This window comes from Streptomyces sp. NBC_00207 (genome assembly GCF_045160965.1).
GTDB lineage: Bacteria > Actinomycetota > Actinomycetes > Streptomycetales > Streptomycetaceae > Streptomyces.
This window is the reverse complement of record NZ_CP130715.1, coordinates 1,050,314-1,065,867: the sequence shown is the minus strand read 5'-3', so window position 1 is coordinate 1,065,867 and position 15,554 is coordinate 1,050,314. Positions and strand designations below refer to the sequence as shown.

16 protein-coding genes are annotated in these 15,554 nt (G+C 72.9%); 8 read left to right on the top strand and 8 right to left on the bottom strand.

Going from position 1 to position 15,554, the window contains the following annotated elements; all coding sequences use genetic code 11:
• The first annotated feature begins 139 nt into the window (after window positions 1-139).
• Window positions 140-2,731 carry an AAA family ATPase gene (locus OG472_RS05460; protein ID WP_405941019.1) on the top strand — a complete coding sequence of 864 codons (2,592 nt, stop codon included), beginning with the start codon at window positions 140-142 and terminating at the stop codon, window positions 2,729-2,731.
• Window positions 2,725-2,904: a response regulator transcription factor gene (locus tag OG472_RS05455; RefSeq protein WP_405941018.1), complete on the top strand. Its 180-nt coding sequence runs from the start codon at window positions 2,725-2,727 to the stop codon at window positions 2,902-2,904. Before OG472_RS05460 ends, OG472_RS05455 begins: the two co-directional genes overlap by 7 nt.
• A 12-nt stretch (window positions 2,905-2,916) precedes the next feature.
• Here OG472_RS05455 and OG472_RS05450 read toward each other — a convergent pair whose 3' ends face one another.
• From OG472_RS05450 to OG472_RS05440, 3 genes are all read right to left on the bottom strand, one after another.
• Window positions 2,917-3,831, bottom strand: coding sequence for a glycoside hydrolase family 19 protein (locus tag OG472_RS05450; RefSeq protein WP_405828173.1), 915 nt, complete (start codon window positions 3,829-3,831; stop codon window positions 2,917-2,919).
• A 145-nt stretch (window positions 3,832-3,976) separates the two neighbouring features.
• Complete coding sequence (locus OG472_RS05445) at window positions 3,977-4,390, bottom strand: rodlin (RefSeq protein WP_401603178.1); 414 nt, start codon at window positions 4,388-4,390, stop codon at window positions 3,977-3,979.
• Between the two features lie 174 nt (window positions 4,391-4,564).
• Window positions 4,565-4,756 carry a DUF5302 domain-containing protein gene (locus OG472_RS05440; protein ID WP_030725782.1) on the bottom strand — a complete coding sequence of 64 codons (192 nt, stop codon included), beginning with the start codon at window positions 4,754-4,756 and terminating at the stop codon, window positions 4,565-4,567.
• A 207-nt stretch (window positions 4,757-4,963) separates the two neighbouring features.
• Between OG472_RS05440 and OG472_RS05435 the strand changes: the two genes are divergently transcribed.
• Window positions 4,964-6,325 carry an FAD-dependent oxidoreductase gene (locus OG472_RS05435; protein ID WP_405828171.1) on the top strand — a complete coding sequence of 454 codons (1,362 nt, stop codon included), beginning with the start codon at window positions 4,964-4,966 and terminating at the stop codon, window positions 6,323-6,325.
• A gap of 97 nt (window positions 6,326-6,422) precedes the next feature.
• Here OG472_RS05435 and OG472_RS05430 read toward each other — a convergent pair whose 3' ends face one another.
• Both OG472_RS05430 and OG472_RS05425 read right to left on the bottom strand, forming a co-directional pair.
• Complete coding sequence (locus OG472_RS05430) at window positions 6,423-6,941, bottom strand: mycothiol transferase (RefSeq protein ID WP_401603174.1); 519 nt, start codon at window positions 6,939-6,941, stop codon at window positions 6,423-6,425.
• 82 nt (window positions 6,942-7,023) lie between these two features.
• Entirely contained in the window at window positions 7,024-8,565 is a 1,542-nt protein-coding gene (locus OG472_RS05425) for an MFS transporter (RefSeq protein ID WP_401603172.1), read from the bottom strand.
• A gap of 152 nt (window positions 8,566-8,717) precedes the next feature.
• Here OG472_RS05425 and OG472_RS05420 point away from each other — a divergent pair, with 152 nt between their 5' ends.
• From OG472_RS05420 to OG472_RS05410, 3 genes are read left to right on the top strand one after another with little or no spacing between them, the layout of a single operon-like run.
• The gene (locus OG472_RS05420) at window positions 8,718-9,152 is read left to right on the top strand and encodes a MarR family winged helix-turn-helix transcriptional regulator (protein ID WP_405828168.1); all 435 of its coding nucleotides are present in this window, start codon (window positions 8,718-8,720) and stop codon (window positions 9,150-9,152) included.
• 11 nt (window positions 9,153-9,163) lie between these two features.
• Window positions 9,164-9,535, top strand: a complete 372-nt coding sequence (locus tag OG472_RS05415) for a DUF4180 domain-containing protein (protein WP_401603169.1) — start codon at window positions 9,164-9,166, stop codon at window positions 9,533-9,535.
• Window positions 9,532-10,170 (top strand): HutD family protein, encoded by a 639-nt coding sequence (locus tag OG472_RS05410; protein WP_405828165.1) that lies wholly within the window; start codon window positions 9,532-9,534, stop codon window positions 10,168-10,170. Before OG472_RS05415 ends, OG472_RS05410 begins: the two co-directional genes overlap by 4 nt.
• Here OG472_RS05410 and OG472_RS05405 read toward each other — a convergent pair.
• Complete coding sequence (locus tag OG472_RS05405) at window positions 10,160-11,071, bottom strand: EamA family transporter (protein WP_405828163.1); 912 nt, start codon at window positions 11,069-11,071, stop codon at window positions 10,160-10,162. The genes OG472_RS05410 and OG472_RS05405 overlap by 11 nt on opposite strands.
• A gap of 69 nt (window positions 11,072-11,140) precedes the next feature.
• On the opposite strand from OG472_RS05405, the gene OG472_RS05400 reads away from it, so the two are divergent.
• Entirely contained in the window at window positions 11,141-11,629 is a 489-nt protein-coding gene (locus OG472_RS05400) for a MarR family winged helix-turn-helix transcriptional regulator (RefSeq protein ID WP_401604490.1), read from the top strand.
• A 10-nt stretch (window positions 11,630-11,639) separates the two neighbouring features.
• On the opposite strand, the gene OG472_RS05395 is transcribed toward OG472_RS05400, so the two are convergent.
• Complete coding sequence (locus OG472_RS05395) at window positions 11,640-13,448, bottom strand: galactose oxidase-like domain-containing protein (RefSeq protein WP_405828161.1); 1,809 nt, start codon at window positions 13,446-13,448, stop codon at window positions 11,640-11,642.
• A 215-nt stretch (window positions 13,449-13,663) separates the two neighbouring features.
• Between OG472_RS05395 and OG472_RS05390 the strand changes: the two genes are divergently transcribed.
• Window positions 13,664-14,317: a DUF4360 domain-containing protein gene (locus OG472_RS05390; RefSeq protein WP_383564739.1), complete on the top strand. Its 654-nt coding sequence runs from the start codon at window positions 13,664-13,666 to the stop codon at window positions 14,315-14,317.
• Window positions 14,318-14,436: 119 nt separating this feature from the next.
• Here OG472_RS05390 and OG472_RS05385 read toward each other — a convergent pair whose 3' ends face one another.
• Window positions 14,437-15,480, bottom strand: coding sequence for a LacI family DNA-binding transcriptional regulator (locus OG472_RS05385; protein WP_401603163.1), 1,044 nt, complete (start codon window positions 15,478-15,480; stop codon window positions 14,437-14,439).
• Between the last annotated feature and the right edge of the window lie 74 nt (window positions 15,481-15,554).

The following is a 15,554-nucleotide window of genomic DNA, read 5'->3' as shown; positions in this document are numbered from 1 at the left end:
ATCGGCAGGTCCGCCGGGTTTTCCCGGCACGTGACTGATTTCTGCGTCACAATCCGGGTCCGCCCGCCATCCGACCTCGTATTGTCGCCTCTCACAGGAAGGGCACAGGAGCTGGGGACCGGAAGGCTGGTGGCTGTGCGTGGTGGCGGCGACGGGGAACGCTGACACGAGTGTCGGACACGGTGAACTCATCAAGGCGGTCGACCATGCGCTGACCACGCACGGCCGGGCGCTCCTCACCGGACCCGCGGGCGCGGGCAAGACCGAGGTCGTCCGCGCCGTCGCGGCCGCGGCCGAAGCACGGCGCGAGAGCGTGCTCCGCCTCGCCCCCGAGGCCGCCGACCAGTGGATACCCGAGGCGTCCGCCGCCGCCCTCCTCGCCTCCGTCCCCGCCGCCGCCCTGGACCAGCTCTCCGGCCCCCAGCGCACCGCCATAGCCCTGCTCCGCCGCGAGGCGGACGCCCCCCGCGCCGGCCGCGACCACATCGCGCTGCGCCTCGCCGTCGTCGAGGTGCTCCGCACCCTCGCCGCCCGCCAGCCCGTCCTGCTCGTCCTCGACAACGCCCAGTGGCTCGACGCCGAGAGCACCGACCTCCTCCGCTTCGCGCTGCGCCTGACCCCGCCCCGCGTACGGGTCCTGGTCGCCGAATGCGTCCAGGGCGGAGCCCCCGTCGGCGAAGCCCTGTGCGGACCCGGCGCCCCCGCGATCCGGGTCCCCCCGCTCGGCGCGGACGAGGTCGCCGAACTCCTCGTCCGCCACTGCCTCCCCGCCCGCCTCGCCGGCCGCATCCACCAGGCCAGCGGCGGCAACCCGCGCCTCGCCCTCGCCCTCGGCCACTCCCTGGCCGAAGCCGCCGAGGCCCGCGACAGCAGCGCCCACCACGCCGACCCGCTGCCCGTCTCCGGACAGGCCCGCGAGGTGGCCCGCAGGCTCCTCGCCGGCGTCCCCGCCCAGGCCCGCCGCACCCTGCTGCTCGCCGCCCTGGCCTCCCGCCCCACCACCTCCCTGCTCCGCCGGGCCGGCCGCCCCGACGCCGAGGCCGAGCTCGCCGAGGCGGAACGGGCCGCACTGGTCAGGGTGGGGGAGGACGGCACCGTCGAGTTCACCGCCGGCGCCCTGCCCACCGCCCTCGCCGCCGACGCGGGCTGGCCCGAACGCGCCGCCGGGCACGCGGCCCTGGCCGCCGCCGTCGACGACCCCGTCCAGGCCGTACGCCACCGCGCGCTCGCCGTGGACACCCCCGACCAGTGGCTCGCCGCGGAGATCACCGAGGCCGCCGCGGTCTGCCGGCGCCGCGGCCAGCGGGTCCTCGCCGCCGAGCTCGGCCTGCTCGCCGCCGAACGTACGCCGTCCTGGCTGGCCGGCGAGGAACTGGCCCGGCTCGTCACCGCCGCCGAGGACGCCGGCTGGGCCGGCCGCGCCGACCTCGCGCGCCGCGCCACGCGGGCCGTCCTGGCCCGCGACGCCTCGTCCGCCGACCGGGTACGGGCCCGGCTCGCCGTGATCGACGCCGCCGGGCAGGCCCTGGGCGCCCTCGACGAGACCTTCGCCTACGCCATGGACGAGGCCGCCGGCGACCCCTCGCTCCAGGCCGCCGTCCAGCTCCGGATCGCCTGGAAGCACAATCTCAGCGACGGCGACCCGGTCCGCTCCCGCGACGCGGCTGCCGAGGCCGGCCGCCTCGCCGCGCTCGGCGGCGACCAGACCGCCGAGGCCATGGCCCTGACCGTACGGGCCCGCATGGGCCGCATCCTCGGGGACACGGACGCCGAGGAGATCCTGGCCGAGGCGCTCGCCCTGCCCGCGCCCGAGGTGCCGCTCGGGATGCGCAACGCACCGCAGTACCTCGCCGTCCGGCACGCCCTCTTCGACGACCGCCTCGCCGACGCCCGCCGGCAGCTGATGGTCCTGCTCCCGGCGGTCCAGCGCACCGGCTCCGCCGAGGACGTCTTCGAGGTCCTGCGCAGCCTCACCGAGGTGGAACTGCGCAGCGGCCGCTGCGAGGCCGCCTCCGCCCACGCCCGCCGGGCCCTGGAGCTGACGATCGAGGCGGGCCTGTCGCCCGGCCCCGCCTGGTACGTCGCCGCGATGGCCGAGGCCACGGGCGGCAGCTTCGCGCGCGCCGCCGGCTACGCCCGGCGCGGTATCCAGGCTTCGCAGGAGGAGCAGGACCAGGTCTTCCTCTCCCGCAGCCTGCACGCGCTCGGCCTGGTCGAACTGGCCACCGGAGAGGCGGCGAAAGCAGTCGCGACGCTGCGCCGCGTCGCCGCGCTGGAGGCCGCCCAGCAGGTGGTGGACCCCTCGGTCCTGCGCTGGCACGGGGAGCTCGCCGAGGCCCTGATCGCCGCGGACGCTCCCGGCGAGGCCGCCGAACTCCTCGACCGCGTCGGTACGGTCGCCGTGCGCCTCGGCCGCACGGGCGTCGTCGCCGCGCTCGACCGGGCCCGGGGCCTGTGCCTGTCCGCCCAGGGCGAGGCCGACGCGGCCGTCCACCTGCTGGAGGCCACGGCCCAGCGGTTCGACGCCCTGCAGCTGCCGCTGGAGCGCGGCCGTACGCTGCTCGCCCTCGCCCGGGTGGAGCGCCGCCGGCGCCGGCGCGCCCCCCCCGCGCGGCGCTGCGGGCGGCGGCCGAGGTGTTCGCCCTGGCCGGGGCGGCTCCCTGGACGGAGCTCGCCAGGGAACCGGCTCCCGGCGAGGGAGGCGGCGCGCAGGCGGCGGCCGCGGTGCTGACCGAGGCCGAGACCCGGCTCGCCCTGCTCGTCAGCCAGGGCGCCAGCAACCAGGAGGCCGCGGCGAAGCTGTTCCTGAGCGTCAAGACGGTGGAGGCACGGCTGACCCGCATCTACCAGAAGCTCGACGTCCGCTCACGCGCCCAGCTCGCGACCGCCCTGCGCACCCGCTGACCGCCCTGCGGATCAGCAGCCCAGGTTGTTCCCCGGGGTCACGCCCAGCAGCTGAGTGAAGCTCTGGTACTTCGAGATCCGGCTCTGGACCTGGGCGGGGTTGCCCCCGTTGCACTCCAGCGAGCCGTTGATGGAGCGGATGGTCTCGCCGAAGCCCGCGCCGTTCACCATCGCGGCGTGGGCGGTCATCGTGCCCGGGCCGTTCTGGGTGTTCCAGTACCAGAGCGCCGTCTTCATGGCGACCGCCGGATCCTGTTCCACGAGGTACGGGTTGGCGAGGAGGTTGATGCCCAGCGCGTCACCGGCCGCCTTGTAGTTGAAGTTCCAGCTCAGCTGGATGGGCCCGCGCCCGTAGTACGCCGCCTGTCCCGCCGGACAGCCGTAGGGCTGGCTCGCGTCGCAGTAGTGGGGGTAGTTCGCGGTGTTCTGCTCGACTATGTACACGAGCCCGCCGGTCTCGTGGGAGACGTTCGCGAGGAAGGCGGCGGCCTCGCGCCGCTTCACCGTGTCGTCGCCGGTCTTGGCGAAGCCGGGGTAGGCGGACAGCGCCGCGACCAGGCCGTTGTAGGTGTAGAAGGGGTTCCGGTTCGGGAACATCTGGTTGAACTGGGCCTCGGAGACCACGAATCCGGACGGGTTGCCGGGGTCCGGGTCCTGGCCCCCGCCGCCGCAGACGCCCTGGTCCGACCAGACGCCCCACTGGCCGGTGGTGCCGGGCGTCTCGCCCTGGGTCCACCACTTCGCCTGCCAGTTGTGTCCGCCGTAGGAGGCGCTCATGCCGTTCGTGTAGACCGCGGACGAGGTCCAGCCGCCGGCGCAGGGGGCTGCCGCGGAGGCGGGGGAGGAGGGGAGGGCGATGGCGAGGCCGACCGTGACGGCCGCGGCGGCGGCCAGGGAGAGGGCACGGCGGCGAAACGCACGTATCACGTAACTGCTCCTTCAGTGGGGGGAATTGCCGTGGGGGCAACAGTGCCCACTGAAGCGAGAGTGGTCTGTACCTGTCAAGGTCTAGACCAAATGAAACGCGCCGGCGTCGCGCGTTACGCGTGACACCGGCGCGGAATCGGGTCGATCAGCTACCGGCGGAGACGTTGCCGGAGAGGACCGGGATGTTGCTGAGGATGTGAGAGGCCGCCTCGTCACCCTTCGCCTGGGTGGAGTTCTCGGCGCACTGCTGGTTCTGCGGGTTCGACAGGGCGTTGATGTCCTGGACGGCGACGTTGGCGAGAACCGCGAACAGGGCCTGGGCGTTGACCTTGGCCGGCAGGCCGATGCAGAGCTTGTTGAGGGAGCCCTGGACCGCGCTGAGCTGCGGGCTCATCTTGCCGTGGGTCTCCTGGTTGCCGTAGATCTGCGCGGCGCCGTTCCCGTTGACGGTGGTCACGCCCTCGTCGTTGCCGATGGCCATGGCCGGGGAGGCGAGTGCGGCACCGGCGCCGAGCACGGAGGCGGTGACGGCGGCGGTGGCCATGAACTTCTTGAACATGTGGGGGATCCTTCTGTCGCACTGTCGCATGAGATAGCTGCCCTCGGCGGGACGAGCTGATCAACTACTGACGGCGTCAGGGGTTATCCTCCGTCACCCGGGTGGCCCAATGGCGGGTGGAGTCGCCCGGTCCCGCCGCCGCGGCGGCGAGACTGAGCTCCTCGGGTCCGAGGGTCAGCCGGTCTTGCGGCGGACCTTCTTGTTCTTGCCGCCGGGGCCGCTGCTGGCACCCTGGACCTTCGCACGGCTCTGGTGCGCCTGCTGGGACTGGGCGTTCGCCGCGTTGCGCTCCAGCGCCTCCCGGAACTTGCGCTTGGCCGCATCGGCCGGGGATTCGTCCTGCGGGGTGTCTGTTTCGTCAGCCATTAGTCCTCCTGGGGTGATCAAGCCGTTTCAGTCTGTCAGGTGGCGTGCCCGCTGACCAGCGAGTTCGCCGCGACCCCAAGGGCAGCTTGGGGAGGTCATAAGTTTTGATTATGGGGTCATAAAGCGAGACCGGGTGCTGGGTTAGGCTTACCTTCGTTTAGGGTTCCCCTTGATCCACCTTGCCGTCGCTCGAAGGGAACCCCTGCCATGCCTCGCCCTCTGCGGGTAGCAATCGTCGGTGCCGGCCCCGCCGGAATCTATGCCGCCGACGCGCTGCTGAAGTCCGAGGCCGCCGTCGAGCCCGGTGTCTCCATCGACCTCTTCGAGCGGATGCCGGCACCCTTCGGCCTGATCCGCTACGGCGTCGCCCCCGACCACCCGCGCATCAAGGGCATCATCACCGCCCTGCACCAGGTCCTCGACAAGCCGCAGGTCCGCCTCTTCGGCAACGTCGACTACCCGAACGACATCAGCCTCGACGAGCTGCAGTCCTTCTACGACGCCGTGATCTTTTCCACCGGTGCCACGGCCGACCGCGCGCTGACCATCCCGGGCGTCGAGCTCGAGGGCTCCTACGGCGCCGCCGACTTCGTCTCCTGGTACGACGGCCACCCGGACGTCCCGCGCACCTGGCCGCTGGAGGCCGAGAAGGTCGCCGTGCTCGGCGTCGGCAACGTCGCCCTCGACGTCGCGCGCATCCTCGCGAAGACGGCCGACGAGCTGCTGCCGACCGAGATCCCGGCGAACGTCTACGACGGCCTCAAGGCCAACAAGGCGCTCGAGGTGCACGTCTTCGGCCGTCGCGGTCCCGCCCAGGCCAAGTTCAGCCCCATGGAGCTCCGTGAGCTGGACCACTCGCCCAACATCGAGGTCATCGTCAACCCCGAGGACATCGACTACGACGAGGGCTCCATAGCCACCCGCCGTGCCAACAAGCAGGCCGACATGGTCGCCAAGACGCTGGAGAACTGGGCGATCCGGGACATCGGCGAGCGGCCGCACAAGCTGTTCCTGCACTTCTTCGAGTCGCCCGTCGAGGTCCTCGGCGAGGACGGCAAGGTCGTCGGCCTGCGCACCGAGCGCACCGAGCTCGACGGCACGGGCAATGTCAAGGGCACCGGCCGGTTCACCGACTGGGACGTCCAGTCCGTCTACCGGGCCGTGGGCTACCTCTCCGACGAGCTGCCGAAGCTTCCCTGGGACGTCGACTCCGGCACCGTTCCGGACGAGGGCGGCCGCGTGATCGAAGCCGGCTCCCACCTGCAGTCGACGTACGTCACCGGGTGGATCCGGCGCGGGCCGGTCGGCCTGATCGGCCACACCAAGGGCGACGCGAACGAGACCGTCGCGAACCTGCTCGCCGACCACGCGGAAGGCCGCCTGAGCGCGCCGGCCGCACCCGCGCCGGAGGCCGTCGAGGCCTTCCTCGCCGAGCGCAGCGTCCGCTACACGACGTGGGAGGGCTGGCACCGGCTGGACGCGGCCGAGAAGGCCCTCGGTGAGCCCCAGGGCCGCGAGCGCGTGAAGATCGTCGAGCGCGAGGACATGCTCGACGCGAGCGGGGCGTAGCGGGAGGGGCCGGGACCCGGACGGGTCCCGGCCCTCTGTGCGACCTGTGGTGTGCTCGGCGGCGGAGCTGTCCGGGCAACGGGACGGCAGGCGTCCTTCAGACGCCCCGGTCCCGCTCCAGCACGCCCCGCACGAAGGCCGCCTGCCCGGCGTGCTGGAGGTCGTCCGCCAGTACGCTGACCAGGCGTACCCCGAGGGTGACCGGCGGGTCCCAGCGCTCGTCGACCACCCGGTCCAGGTCGGCGGCGGCGAGCCCCCGGACGAACCGCGCGGTCCGCTCGTGCACCGCGTCGAAGTACCCCAGCAGCAGCTCGCCCGAGTCGACCCGGACGGTGTAGACGTCCCGCGGCGAGTGCCCGTACCCGGTCGACCCGGCGGGCAGCGGCAGCGCGAACCGGTCCGACCACCCCTCGGAGTCCCACACCTGCTCGGTGCCGGCCGCGTCGGCGATGTGGTCGTCCTGGATGCGGGTCAGGTGCCAGAGCAGCCAGGTGATCGAGTTCGCCGCCGGGTCCACGCGCGCGTTGAGCAGCTCCGCGGGGAGGCCGTCCACGACCTCGTGCACGATCTCCCCGATGCGTCCGAACCCGTCGGCGATGACGTCCGTAGCCTTCATGCACCCACCATGCAAGGCCCGGCGGTCCCCCCGGCGCGAACGACACGCGACAACGGGGACCGCCGGGCCGGCGGTGGGCCGGTCAGCGGGTGGCCTCGGCGACCTCGGCCTTCTTCGCCTTCTCCGCCTTCTCGGCCGTCCCGGACTTCGCGGTCTGCCCGGCCGCCCCGGTCGGCGCGGACGCCACGACGGTGCGGTGCCCGCCCCGCAGGCCGATCCAGCTGATCACCGCGACCAGGGCGAAGGCCACGGCCCCGATCCCGAAGGTGAGGGTGAACCCGGACTCGGCGGGCAGCGGGGGCACGCCCGCCGGCAGGTGCTCGATGGTCTTCGAGGCCAGGATCGTGGTCACCACGGCGCTGCCGATCGCGCTGCCCGTGGAGCGGGAGATCGAGTTGATGCCGTTGGCGATGCCGCTCTGGTGGTGCGGGACGCTGGACATGATCACGGCGGGCATGGCCGCGTAGCCGAAGCTGACGGCCGCGCCGACGACCAGTCCGGCGCCGATCACCGAGATGCTGTGCTGGTGGTCCAGGACCAGCCAGGCGAAGCCGGCCGCGCCGAGCGCGGCGGCCAGGGCCAGCGCCGTGCGCGGACCGCGGTGGCGCACGATCTGGCCGCCCACGGGCGAGGCGAGCAGCGAGACGATGGCGCCGGGCAGCAGGAATTGCACGGAGGCGCGCAGGATCGACGCGTCGAAGCCGTAGCCGGTCAGCGCCTCGGGCATCTGGACGAGGTACGAGACGCCCAGGAAGTTCGCGAACATGCCGAAGCCGACGAGGAGGCCGGCCAGGTTGGCCATGAGCACCGGGCGGTGGACGAACATCTTCATGTCGACGAGCGGCTCGCGGACCCGGCGCTCGACGAGCACCCAGACGGCGGTCATGACGGCGGCGCCGGCGAAGCTGCCCAGCGTACGGGTGGAGCCCCAGCCCCACTCGTGGCCCTGGGAGATCGGCAGCAGGAGCAGGAGCAGCGCGAGGCCGAGGGTCAGTGCGCCGAGGAAGTCGGTGCGCCCGCCCGTCTTGTGGCGGGTCGCGGGCACCAGGAAGACGACCGCGAGCAGGGCGAGGACCGCGAAGCCGGTCGCCATCCAGAAGGCGTTGCGGTAGTCCGCGTCGGATCCGGAGGTGAGCAGCCCGGTCGCGACGAGCGCGAGGCCGCTGCCGAACGCGAGCGTGCCGCTGACCAGCGCCATCGCGCCCGGCAGCTTCTGCGGCCGGACCTCTTCGCGCAGGACCGACAGGGCCAGCGGGAAGATCGCGGTGGCGGCTCCCTGGAGCACCCGGCCCAGGATCAGCAGGGGCAGCGAGGACGCCAGCGCCGCGATGACGGAGCCGGCGACCATGACGCCGAGCACGGCCACCAGGGTGGGCTTCTTGCCGTGCTGGTCACCGAACCGGCCCAGCAGCGGGGTGAAGACGGCCGCCGACAGCAGGGTGGCGGTGGTCACCCAGCTCACGTTCGCGGTCGAGGTGCCGAGGTCTTCGCGGATCAGGCCCAGGATCGGGACCGGCAGGGTCTGCATCATCGCCACGACCATGGCGGCGAGGCTCAGGGCGAAGACGATGACCGTCTCGTTCCGGGGCCCGGAGGCCTGGGTGGCGGGGGAGGGGGTGCTCATGGCTGGGGGGACCTTCTTCGTGTTTCGGAGCTGAATGCTTCGGAACGCAGATGTTTGACTTCCTCAAGTAACTCGACTGACGGTAGACCTCGATAGTTAAGGTGGTCAAGTAAACAATTGATAATGTCAAACATCCTGAGTACGCTCCAGGTATGAGCGACACCGCCACGCACGCCCCCACCAAGCTCCAGCTGCTGGAACTGCTCGCGGCCATCGGCACCGCCCAATGGCGCGAGTTCGCGGCCGCCGCCGCCCAGCACGGCCTCACCTCGACCCAGGCCAGGGTCCTCGCCCAGCTCGACGGACCCGTGCCCATGCGCGGCCTCGCCACCCTGCTGGTGTGCGACGCCTCGAACGTGACCGGCATCGTCGACCGCCTGGAGGCCCGCGCACTGGTGCGCCGCGAGCCGGACCCCGCCGACCGCCGCGTCAAGAACGTCGTGGCCACGGACGCGGGCCGCGACGTCATCCGCCGGGTCCGCGAGGAGATGCAGGACATGCACGGCGCGCTCGACACCCTCGACGAGGCCGAGAGCGCGACGCTCTACGCCCTCCTGGGCCGCCTGCGCCCCTCGACGGGGAGCTAGCCTCGACCTCCATGAGCACTCTGCAGACGATCAATGACGTACCCGTCCTGATGTGCGCGGCCGAAGGTGAGGTCATCGCGGGCGAACGCGATGCCCTCGACTGCATCGGCGACGCCTCCTACCAGGGCGCGCAGTGGGTCGTCATCCCCGCCGAACGGTTCGACGAAGGTTTCTTCCGGCTGAGTACCCGGGTCGCCGGGGAGATCATCCAGAAGTTCGCCCAGTACCGGGTCGGGATCGTCGTCCTCGGCGACATCTCCCGCCACACGGCGGCCAGCTCGGCGCTGCGCGACTTCGTCCGCGAGTGCAACCGCGGACGCCAGGCGTGGTTCCTCGCCGACGCCGGGGAACTGGCCGCGCGGCTGGCCGGGCCGACCGCGTGAGCGGCGGCGAAGGGCTCCGCCTCCTGCGGGCGGCCGACCGCGGTGCGACCCCGTGGAAGAACGGCGGGGGAGTCACCCGCGAGATCGCCGCACGGCCCGAGGGCGCCGGCATCGGGGACTTCGCCTGGCGGGTGAGCCTCGCGGAGGTCGCCGCGGACGGGCCGTTCTCCTCCTTCCCCGGGGTCGACCGCATCCTCACCCTGGCCGAGGGCGCGGGAATGGACCTCGCGGTGGCCGGTGTCCGCCACCTCGTGGACGAGCGGTTCGCGCCGCGGGACTTCGCCGGGGACGAGCCGACGGACTGTCGGCTCCTCGACGGTCCGGTGGTCAACTTCAACGTGATGTACCGGCGGAGCGAGACCCGGGCGGAGACCGCCGTCGTACGGGGCGTGCTCGCGCTCGCCGTGCCGCCCGGGGAGACCCTGCTGGTCGTGGCCCTGGACGGGCCGGCGCTGCTCCACCGGTCCGGCGGCCTCGGGCCCGGCTCCGGCGCCGCCTCCGACCGCGTCGAGGAGCTGGCCCCGTACGACGCCGCCCTGCTCACGGGCGGGCCCGGCCGGGTCCTGCGTACGGCCGGGCGCGCGGCGGTGGTCCGCTTCGGTCCCGCTCCGGCGGCGGACGCCGTCAGGGGGTAGTGCCCGCCCCCGGGGCCGCCGCCCGCGCCCGCCCCGGAGCCCCCGGGTGCGGGCGCGCCGTCGCCGGGCGCCCCAGCAGCACCCCGGTCAGCGCCAGCGCGAGGCCGCAGAGCTGCAGCGGGCCGAGGGACTCCCCGGAGACGGCCGTGCCCAGCAGGACTCCGGTCACGGGGTTGAGCAGCCCGAGGAGTCCGACGGTCCCGGCGGGCAGGTGCCGCAGCCCCGCGAACCAGGCGGCGAAGGCCACCGCGGTCGCCACCACGGTCACGTAGCCGAAGCCGGCCAGCGCGGGGCCGTCGAGTCGCGGCGGCGCACCCTCCAGGGCGATCGCGAGGGGGAGCAGGAGCAGCCCGCCGCCCAGCAGCTGCCAGGCCGTCGACGCGAGCACGTCCACCCCGGCACCCCACCGCTTGGCCAGTACGTAGCCGAGTGAGGCCATTCCCATGGCGGCGGCCGAGGCGAGCACCCCGAGGAGGTCGACGGGTGCGCCCGGGGTCAGCAGCATCAGGCAGACGCCCCCGACCCCGACGCCCGCACCGGCCAGGTGCCGCAGGCCCGGCCGTTCCGCCAGCAGCGCCCAGGCGCACAGCATCATCGCCAGCGGCGCCGTCGCCATGACGGTCGAGGCCACGCTGGTCGGCAGCCGCTGCGCGGCCACGTACACCAGCGCGAAGAAGCCGCCCATGTTGAGCACGCCGAGCAGCGGCGCCCGCCACCACCAGCTGCCGCTCGGCAGGCGCCGGCCCGCCGCGAGCAGCAGGAGCCCGGCGGGCAGCGCCCTGATGACGCCCCCGTACAGCGGGTGGCCGGCGGGCAGGAACTCGCGGGTGACGAAATAGGTCGTGCCCCACGCCACCGGGGCCATCGCCGTGACCAGTGACCACCGCAGATTGTCTTCCATGGAAGCTACAATACCTTCCATGGAAGGTAACGCTATGCTGATCCCGTGAAACCCCAGCCCAAGGACCACGTGGCCCGCATCCAGGACGAGTGGGCCCGCGAACGGCCCGACGTCGACGTCAGTCCCCAGGGCGTGATCGGGCGGCTGCACCGCCTCGGCCTGCTCCTGACCGACCGCCTCGCCCTCGTGTACCGCAAGTACGGACTCGGCGAGGGGGAGTTCGATGTCCTGGCCACCCTGCGCCGCGCGGGCGAGCCGTTCGAGCGGGCGCCCGGCGAGCTCGCCGCGCACACCATGGTGACGACCGGCGCCATGACCAAGCGGATCGACCGGCTCGAACGCGACGGGCTGGTCACCCGCCGCCGTTCGGCCGCCGACGGCCGGGGCCGGGTGGTCGCGCTCACGCCGGCGGGACGGGACCTGATCGACCGGGCCTTCGCCGAGCACATGCGCAACGAGCGGAGCCTGCTGGACGGCCTGACGCCGCCGGAGGCCGCGCAGCTGGAGCAGCTCCTCACCACCTGGCTGGCGAAGGTCGAACCGCCGCCGGGGCTCTGAGCACCCGGCCCTACCGCGGGCGGACCCCCAGCTTCACCCACTTCGCCGTGCTGGGCACGCCCTTCGCGTCGAGCAGGAAGAGCATGTAGTACCCGGGCGGGGCGTCGGCCGCGCTCGGAGGGGTCCGGAGCCCGATCGCCGAGCCGTGCACGCCGGTGATCCGGAGGTCCAGGTGGCGCTGGCTGGTGTTCACCGAATGGGTGACGGTGGTCGGTGCCAGCAGCACGGCGCGCTTGACGTCCTTCGCCGTCGAGCTCGTGACCTGGAAGGCCGTGTCGTGGCCGAGCTCGCCCGCCGGTGCCCGGTCGAGTGCGGGGCGCGCGCCCCGGTGCAGGTAGGCGGGCTCGTACAGCTCGATGCTGCCGTCCATCCCGTCCTTGATGTCGGGGTCGTTGGCGATCTGCTGGAGCTCGTCGCCGGTGACCATCACCCGCCCGTCCGGCAGGACCAGGGCGTTGGAGTGGTAGCCGCGCGGCAGCCGCTGGGCCGGCCCCAGCTTCCAGTGGCCGCGCGCGTCGCGCAGCTCGATCTGCCGGTACTTCAGGTCCGCCTTCGGATTGAAGGGTCCGTTCCCGTAGTCACGGGTGTCCAGGGCGCCGTTCACGGTGAGCAGCGTGGCGTCCGGCAGGATCAGGGTGCCGTCCTGGGTGCGGCCGAAGGCCCGCGGCCCCTCGATGCTCCAGCGGCCGCCGGACAGCCGGTACGTGAGCGGGTCGCGCGGGTCGCCGCCGAGCACCAGGACGGAGTCCGGGCCGCGGAAGCCGGCCGGCAGCGGCACGGCCGAGCCGTAGCCGCGGAAGTCGGCGGGCCGCCGGGGCAGGTCGGTGCGCACGTCCTTGACCGGGTCGAAGAGCCACTGCTGATCGGCGTCGCGGCCGAGCCCGTAGATCTTCCCGTCCCGCAGCGAGAACAGGTGCGGATAGTCGTTGCGGAAGGGGGCCTCGGAGCGGAGCCGCTCCGCGGGGACGCTCACCGGGATGTCGAACGGGCGCCAGGGCACGGGGCGTCCGAGCGCGGGGAAGCGCTCCACCACCGGGGTGGGTGTCCCCGTACCGCGCTCGGACTGGCCGGACATGATGATCTGCCGGCCGTCCGCCCCGGTCACGACGGAGGGGTACCAGCGGCCCACGGCCATGTCGCGGTTGCGGAACCAGGTCTCGGTCCACGGGTCGAAGACGAAGGACAGTTTGGCGCCGCTGCCGCCCTTGCCGCCGACGTTGCCGCCGAAGACCCCGACCATCCCGTTGGGCAGGTAGGAGTGCCCCGCACAGAAGAAGGGTGCCGGGCGCGGGGCGTAGGTGCCGTCGGGCATCAGCACCACCGGCGGGGGCACGTTCTTGAAGGCCCGGGCCCCGGTCCCCTTGGCGGGGTCCCAGAGGTAGGCCCGGCCCGCGTTCGTCCGCCCCACCGTGTTCGTGGGGCCGGTCTCCTTCGTGGGATCGGCCTCCACGCGCTCGAACGAGAAGAGCAGCACCTTGCCCGTGGGCAGCTGGGCCACGTGGACACCGAAGTCGGGCGACGGGAAGAACTGCGTGAAACGGCCGAACCGCGCCGCGTCGAAACCCGCGTTGGCCTTGCGCTGGGACTCCTGCAGCGAGGTCAGGCTCGCCGTGCGCTTCGCCTGGGGATAGCCCTGGGTGCCCTTGGCCTCCTGGCGCAGTCGCGCGTGCGCGCGGGCGTGGTCCTCGCCGAGCACGGCCGCCTCGTCACCGTTGTGGTGCGGTGAGGCGGAGGCGGGCGCGGGCGCCGTCGCCGTGACGGCCAGGGCGGTGGTGAGCGCCAGCGCCGCCAGGGCGGCGGACCGTCGTACGCGGGACATGGGACTCCTCACCGCAGGCCTGAAGGATCTCGCCGATATTAGGACAAACGGGACTCGATTACCGGTGCGACTCGGTACATCGCGCCGCCCGCGGCCGTTCGGCGGTCCGTTATGGGCTGATTGATCGTTTCTGCGGTGAATCGTTTCGGCCATCGAGGTGAGACCGCGTACCCGTCGGCCGGCCGGTGCCGCCGCCGACGGCTATCCATGACGGTGTGATCAAGTCGCTCCGTACCGGATTCACCGCAGCCGCCGTGACCGCAACGCTCGTCACGCTGACCCCCACGGCCGGGGCCTCCCCCTCGGCGCCCACCGACAAGGTGACCGTGGACGTCGCCTCCGTCAACGGATCGGGCTGCCGACCAGGCAGCGCGGCCGTCGCCGTGGCGCCGGACAACTCGGCCTTCACCGTCACCTACAGCGAGTACCTGGCCCAGGCCGGCGGCGGCGCCCCCGCCACCGAAGGCCGCAAGAACTGTCTCCTCTCCCTCCAGGTGCACGTCCCCCAGGGCTACACCTACGCCGTGGCCCGGGTCGACTACCGGGGCTTCGGCAGCCTGCAGGAAGGCGCGATCGGCACCCAGAAGGCCAGCTACTACTTCCAGGGCATGAGCCAGACCGCCCAGCGCACCCACAAATTCAACGGCCACTACGACGACAACTGGCAGGCGACCGACACCACGGGCATCGAAGCCCTGGTCTTCGCGCCCTGCGGCGAGCAGCGCAACTTCAACATCAACACCGAACTGCGCGCAGAAGTGGGCACCTCCGACCCGTCGCAGACCAGCTTCATGGCCCTCGACTCGACGGACGGCAGCATCAACAGCATCTACCACTTCTCGTGGAAGCAGTGCCCCGTGCGCCGCTGATCCGGGATCCTCCCCCTCGGCCCGGCTGCCGGGGGCCCGCTGCCACGCGGGCCCCCGGCAGCCGTTTCCGTGCGCCGTACTTCGCAGACCGCTTCCGCGGGCCGCTTCCGCAGGCCGCGTCAGGCCGACACGCGCCGGACCAGGGTCGTCGCGGTGATCACCGGACCGGGCGCGGTCCGCTCGTCCGGACCCGCGTTCAGCGTGCGCATCAGCAACCCCGCCATCATGCGCCCCATGCCCTCGACGTCCTGGCGCACGGTCGTCAGCGGAGGGTCGGCGCTCTCCGCCACCGGCTCGGCGTCGTCGAAGCCCACCAGCGCCACGTCCCCCGGAACCGTCCGGCCGCGCTCCCGCAGTACCTGCAGTGCGCCGGTCGCCATCAGGTCGTTGCCGGCGAAGACGGCGTCGATCCCCGGGTCCCGGTCCAGCAGTTCGGCCATCGCCCGGGCCCCTCCCACCACCGTGAAGTCCCCCTCGGCGAACAGCTCGGGGCAGTCGCCCGGGAGCACGTCCCGGTAGCCGCTGAGGCGGTCCGCCGCCGAGGTCTGGTCGAGCGGGCCGGCGATGTGCGCGATCCGCCGCCGGCCGAGTGCCAGCAGGTGGCGCACCGCGTCCCGGGCGCCGCCGCGGTTGTCCGCGTCGACGTACGCCACCCCGTCCTGCTCACCGGACCCGGCGGTCCAGCCGGGGCGGCCCCCGTACACCGTGGGCATGCCGATGCGGCGGGTGATGGCGGGCAGCGGATCGTCGGTGTGCAGGGAGAACGCGAGCGCCCCGTCGACGTGGCCGCCGGCCAGATAGCGCTCGATCCGGTCGTAGTCGCCCCGGTCCTCCACCAGCATCAGGACCAGTTGGGCGTCGTGCGCGGTCAACTCCTTGCTGATGCCGCGGATCTGGCGGGAGAAGAAGGGGTCCGAGAATATCCGGACCTCCGGCTCGGCGATGATCACGGCGACGGCTCCGGTGCGCCGGGTGACCAGGGTGCGGGCCGCGTGGTTGGGGACGTAGCCCAGGTCCCGGATGGCCTCGCGCACCTTGTCCGCCAGGTGCGGGCGGACGCCGTCGCCGCCGTTGACCACACGGGAGGCGGTGGCCCGGGACACCCCGGCGAGCGCCGCGACGGCCTCCAGGGTGGGGCGGTTCCCGGGACGCGGTTCCGACACGGGTGTTCCTCCATGCTGTAGTTGGGTCCCACGGGCGGTGGCCTCGCCGGACACAGCAGGGTAACCGGTGGGGA

Coding starts and splice junctions, on each gene's coding strand:
- OG472_RS05405 (WP_405828163.1), bottom strand. CDS start 11,071: ATGGAAGACAATCTGCGGTGGTCACTGGTCACGGCGATGGCCCCGGTG.
- OG472_RS05435 (WP_405828171.1), top strand. CDS start 4,964: ATGCCTCGCCCTCTGCGGGTAGCAATCGTCGGTGCCGGCCCCGCCGGA.
- OG472_RS05445 (WP_401603178.1), bottom strand. CDS start 4,390: ATGTTCAAGAAGTTCATGGCCACCGCCGCCGTCACCGCCTCCGTGCTC.
- OG472_RS05425 (WP_401603172.1), bottom strand. CDS start 8,565: ATGAGCACCCCCTCCCCCGCCACCCAGGCCTCCGGGCCCCGGAACGAG.
- OG472_RS05415 (WP_401603169.1), top strand. CDS start 9,164: ATGAGCACTCTGCAGACGATCAATGACGTACCCGTCCTGATGTGCGCG.
- OG472_RS05420 (WP_405828168.1), top strand. CDS start 8,718: ATGAGCGACACCGCCACGCACGCCCCCACCAAGCTCCAGCTGCTGGAA.
- OG472_RS05430 (WP_401603174.1), bottom strand. CDS start 6,941: ATGAAGGCTACGGACGTCATCGCCGACGGGTTCGGACGCATCGGGGAG.
- OG472_RS05440 (WP_030725782.1), bottom strand. CDS start 4,756: ATGGCTGACGAAACAGACACCCCGCAGGACGAATCCCCGGCCGATGCG.
- OG472_RS05395 (WP_405828161.1), bottom strand. CDS start 13,448: ATGTCCCGCGTACGACGGTCCGCCGCCCTGGCGGCGCTGGCGCTCACC.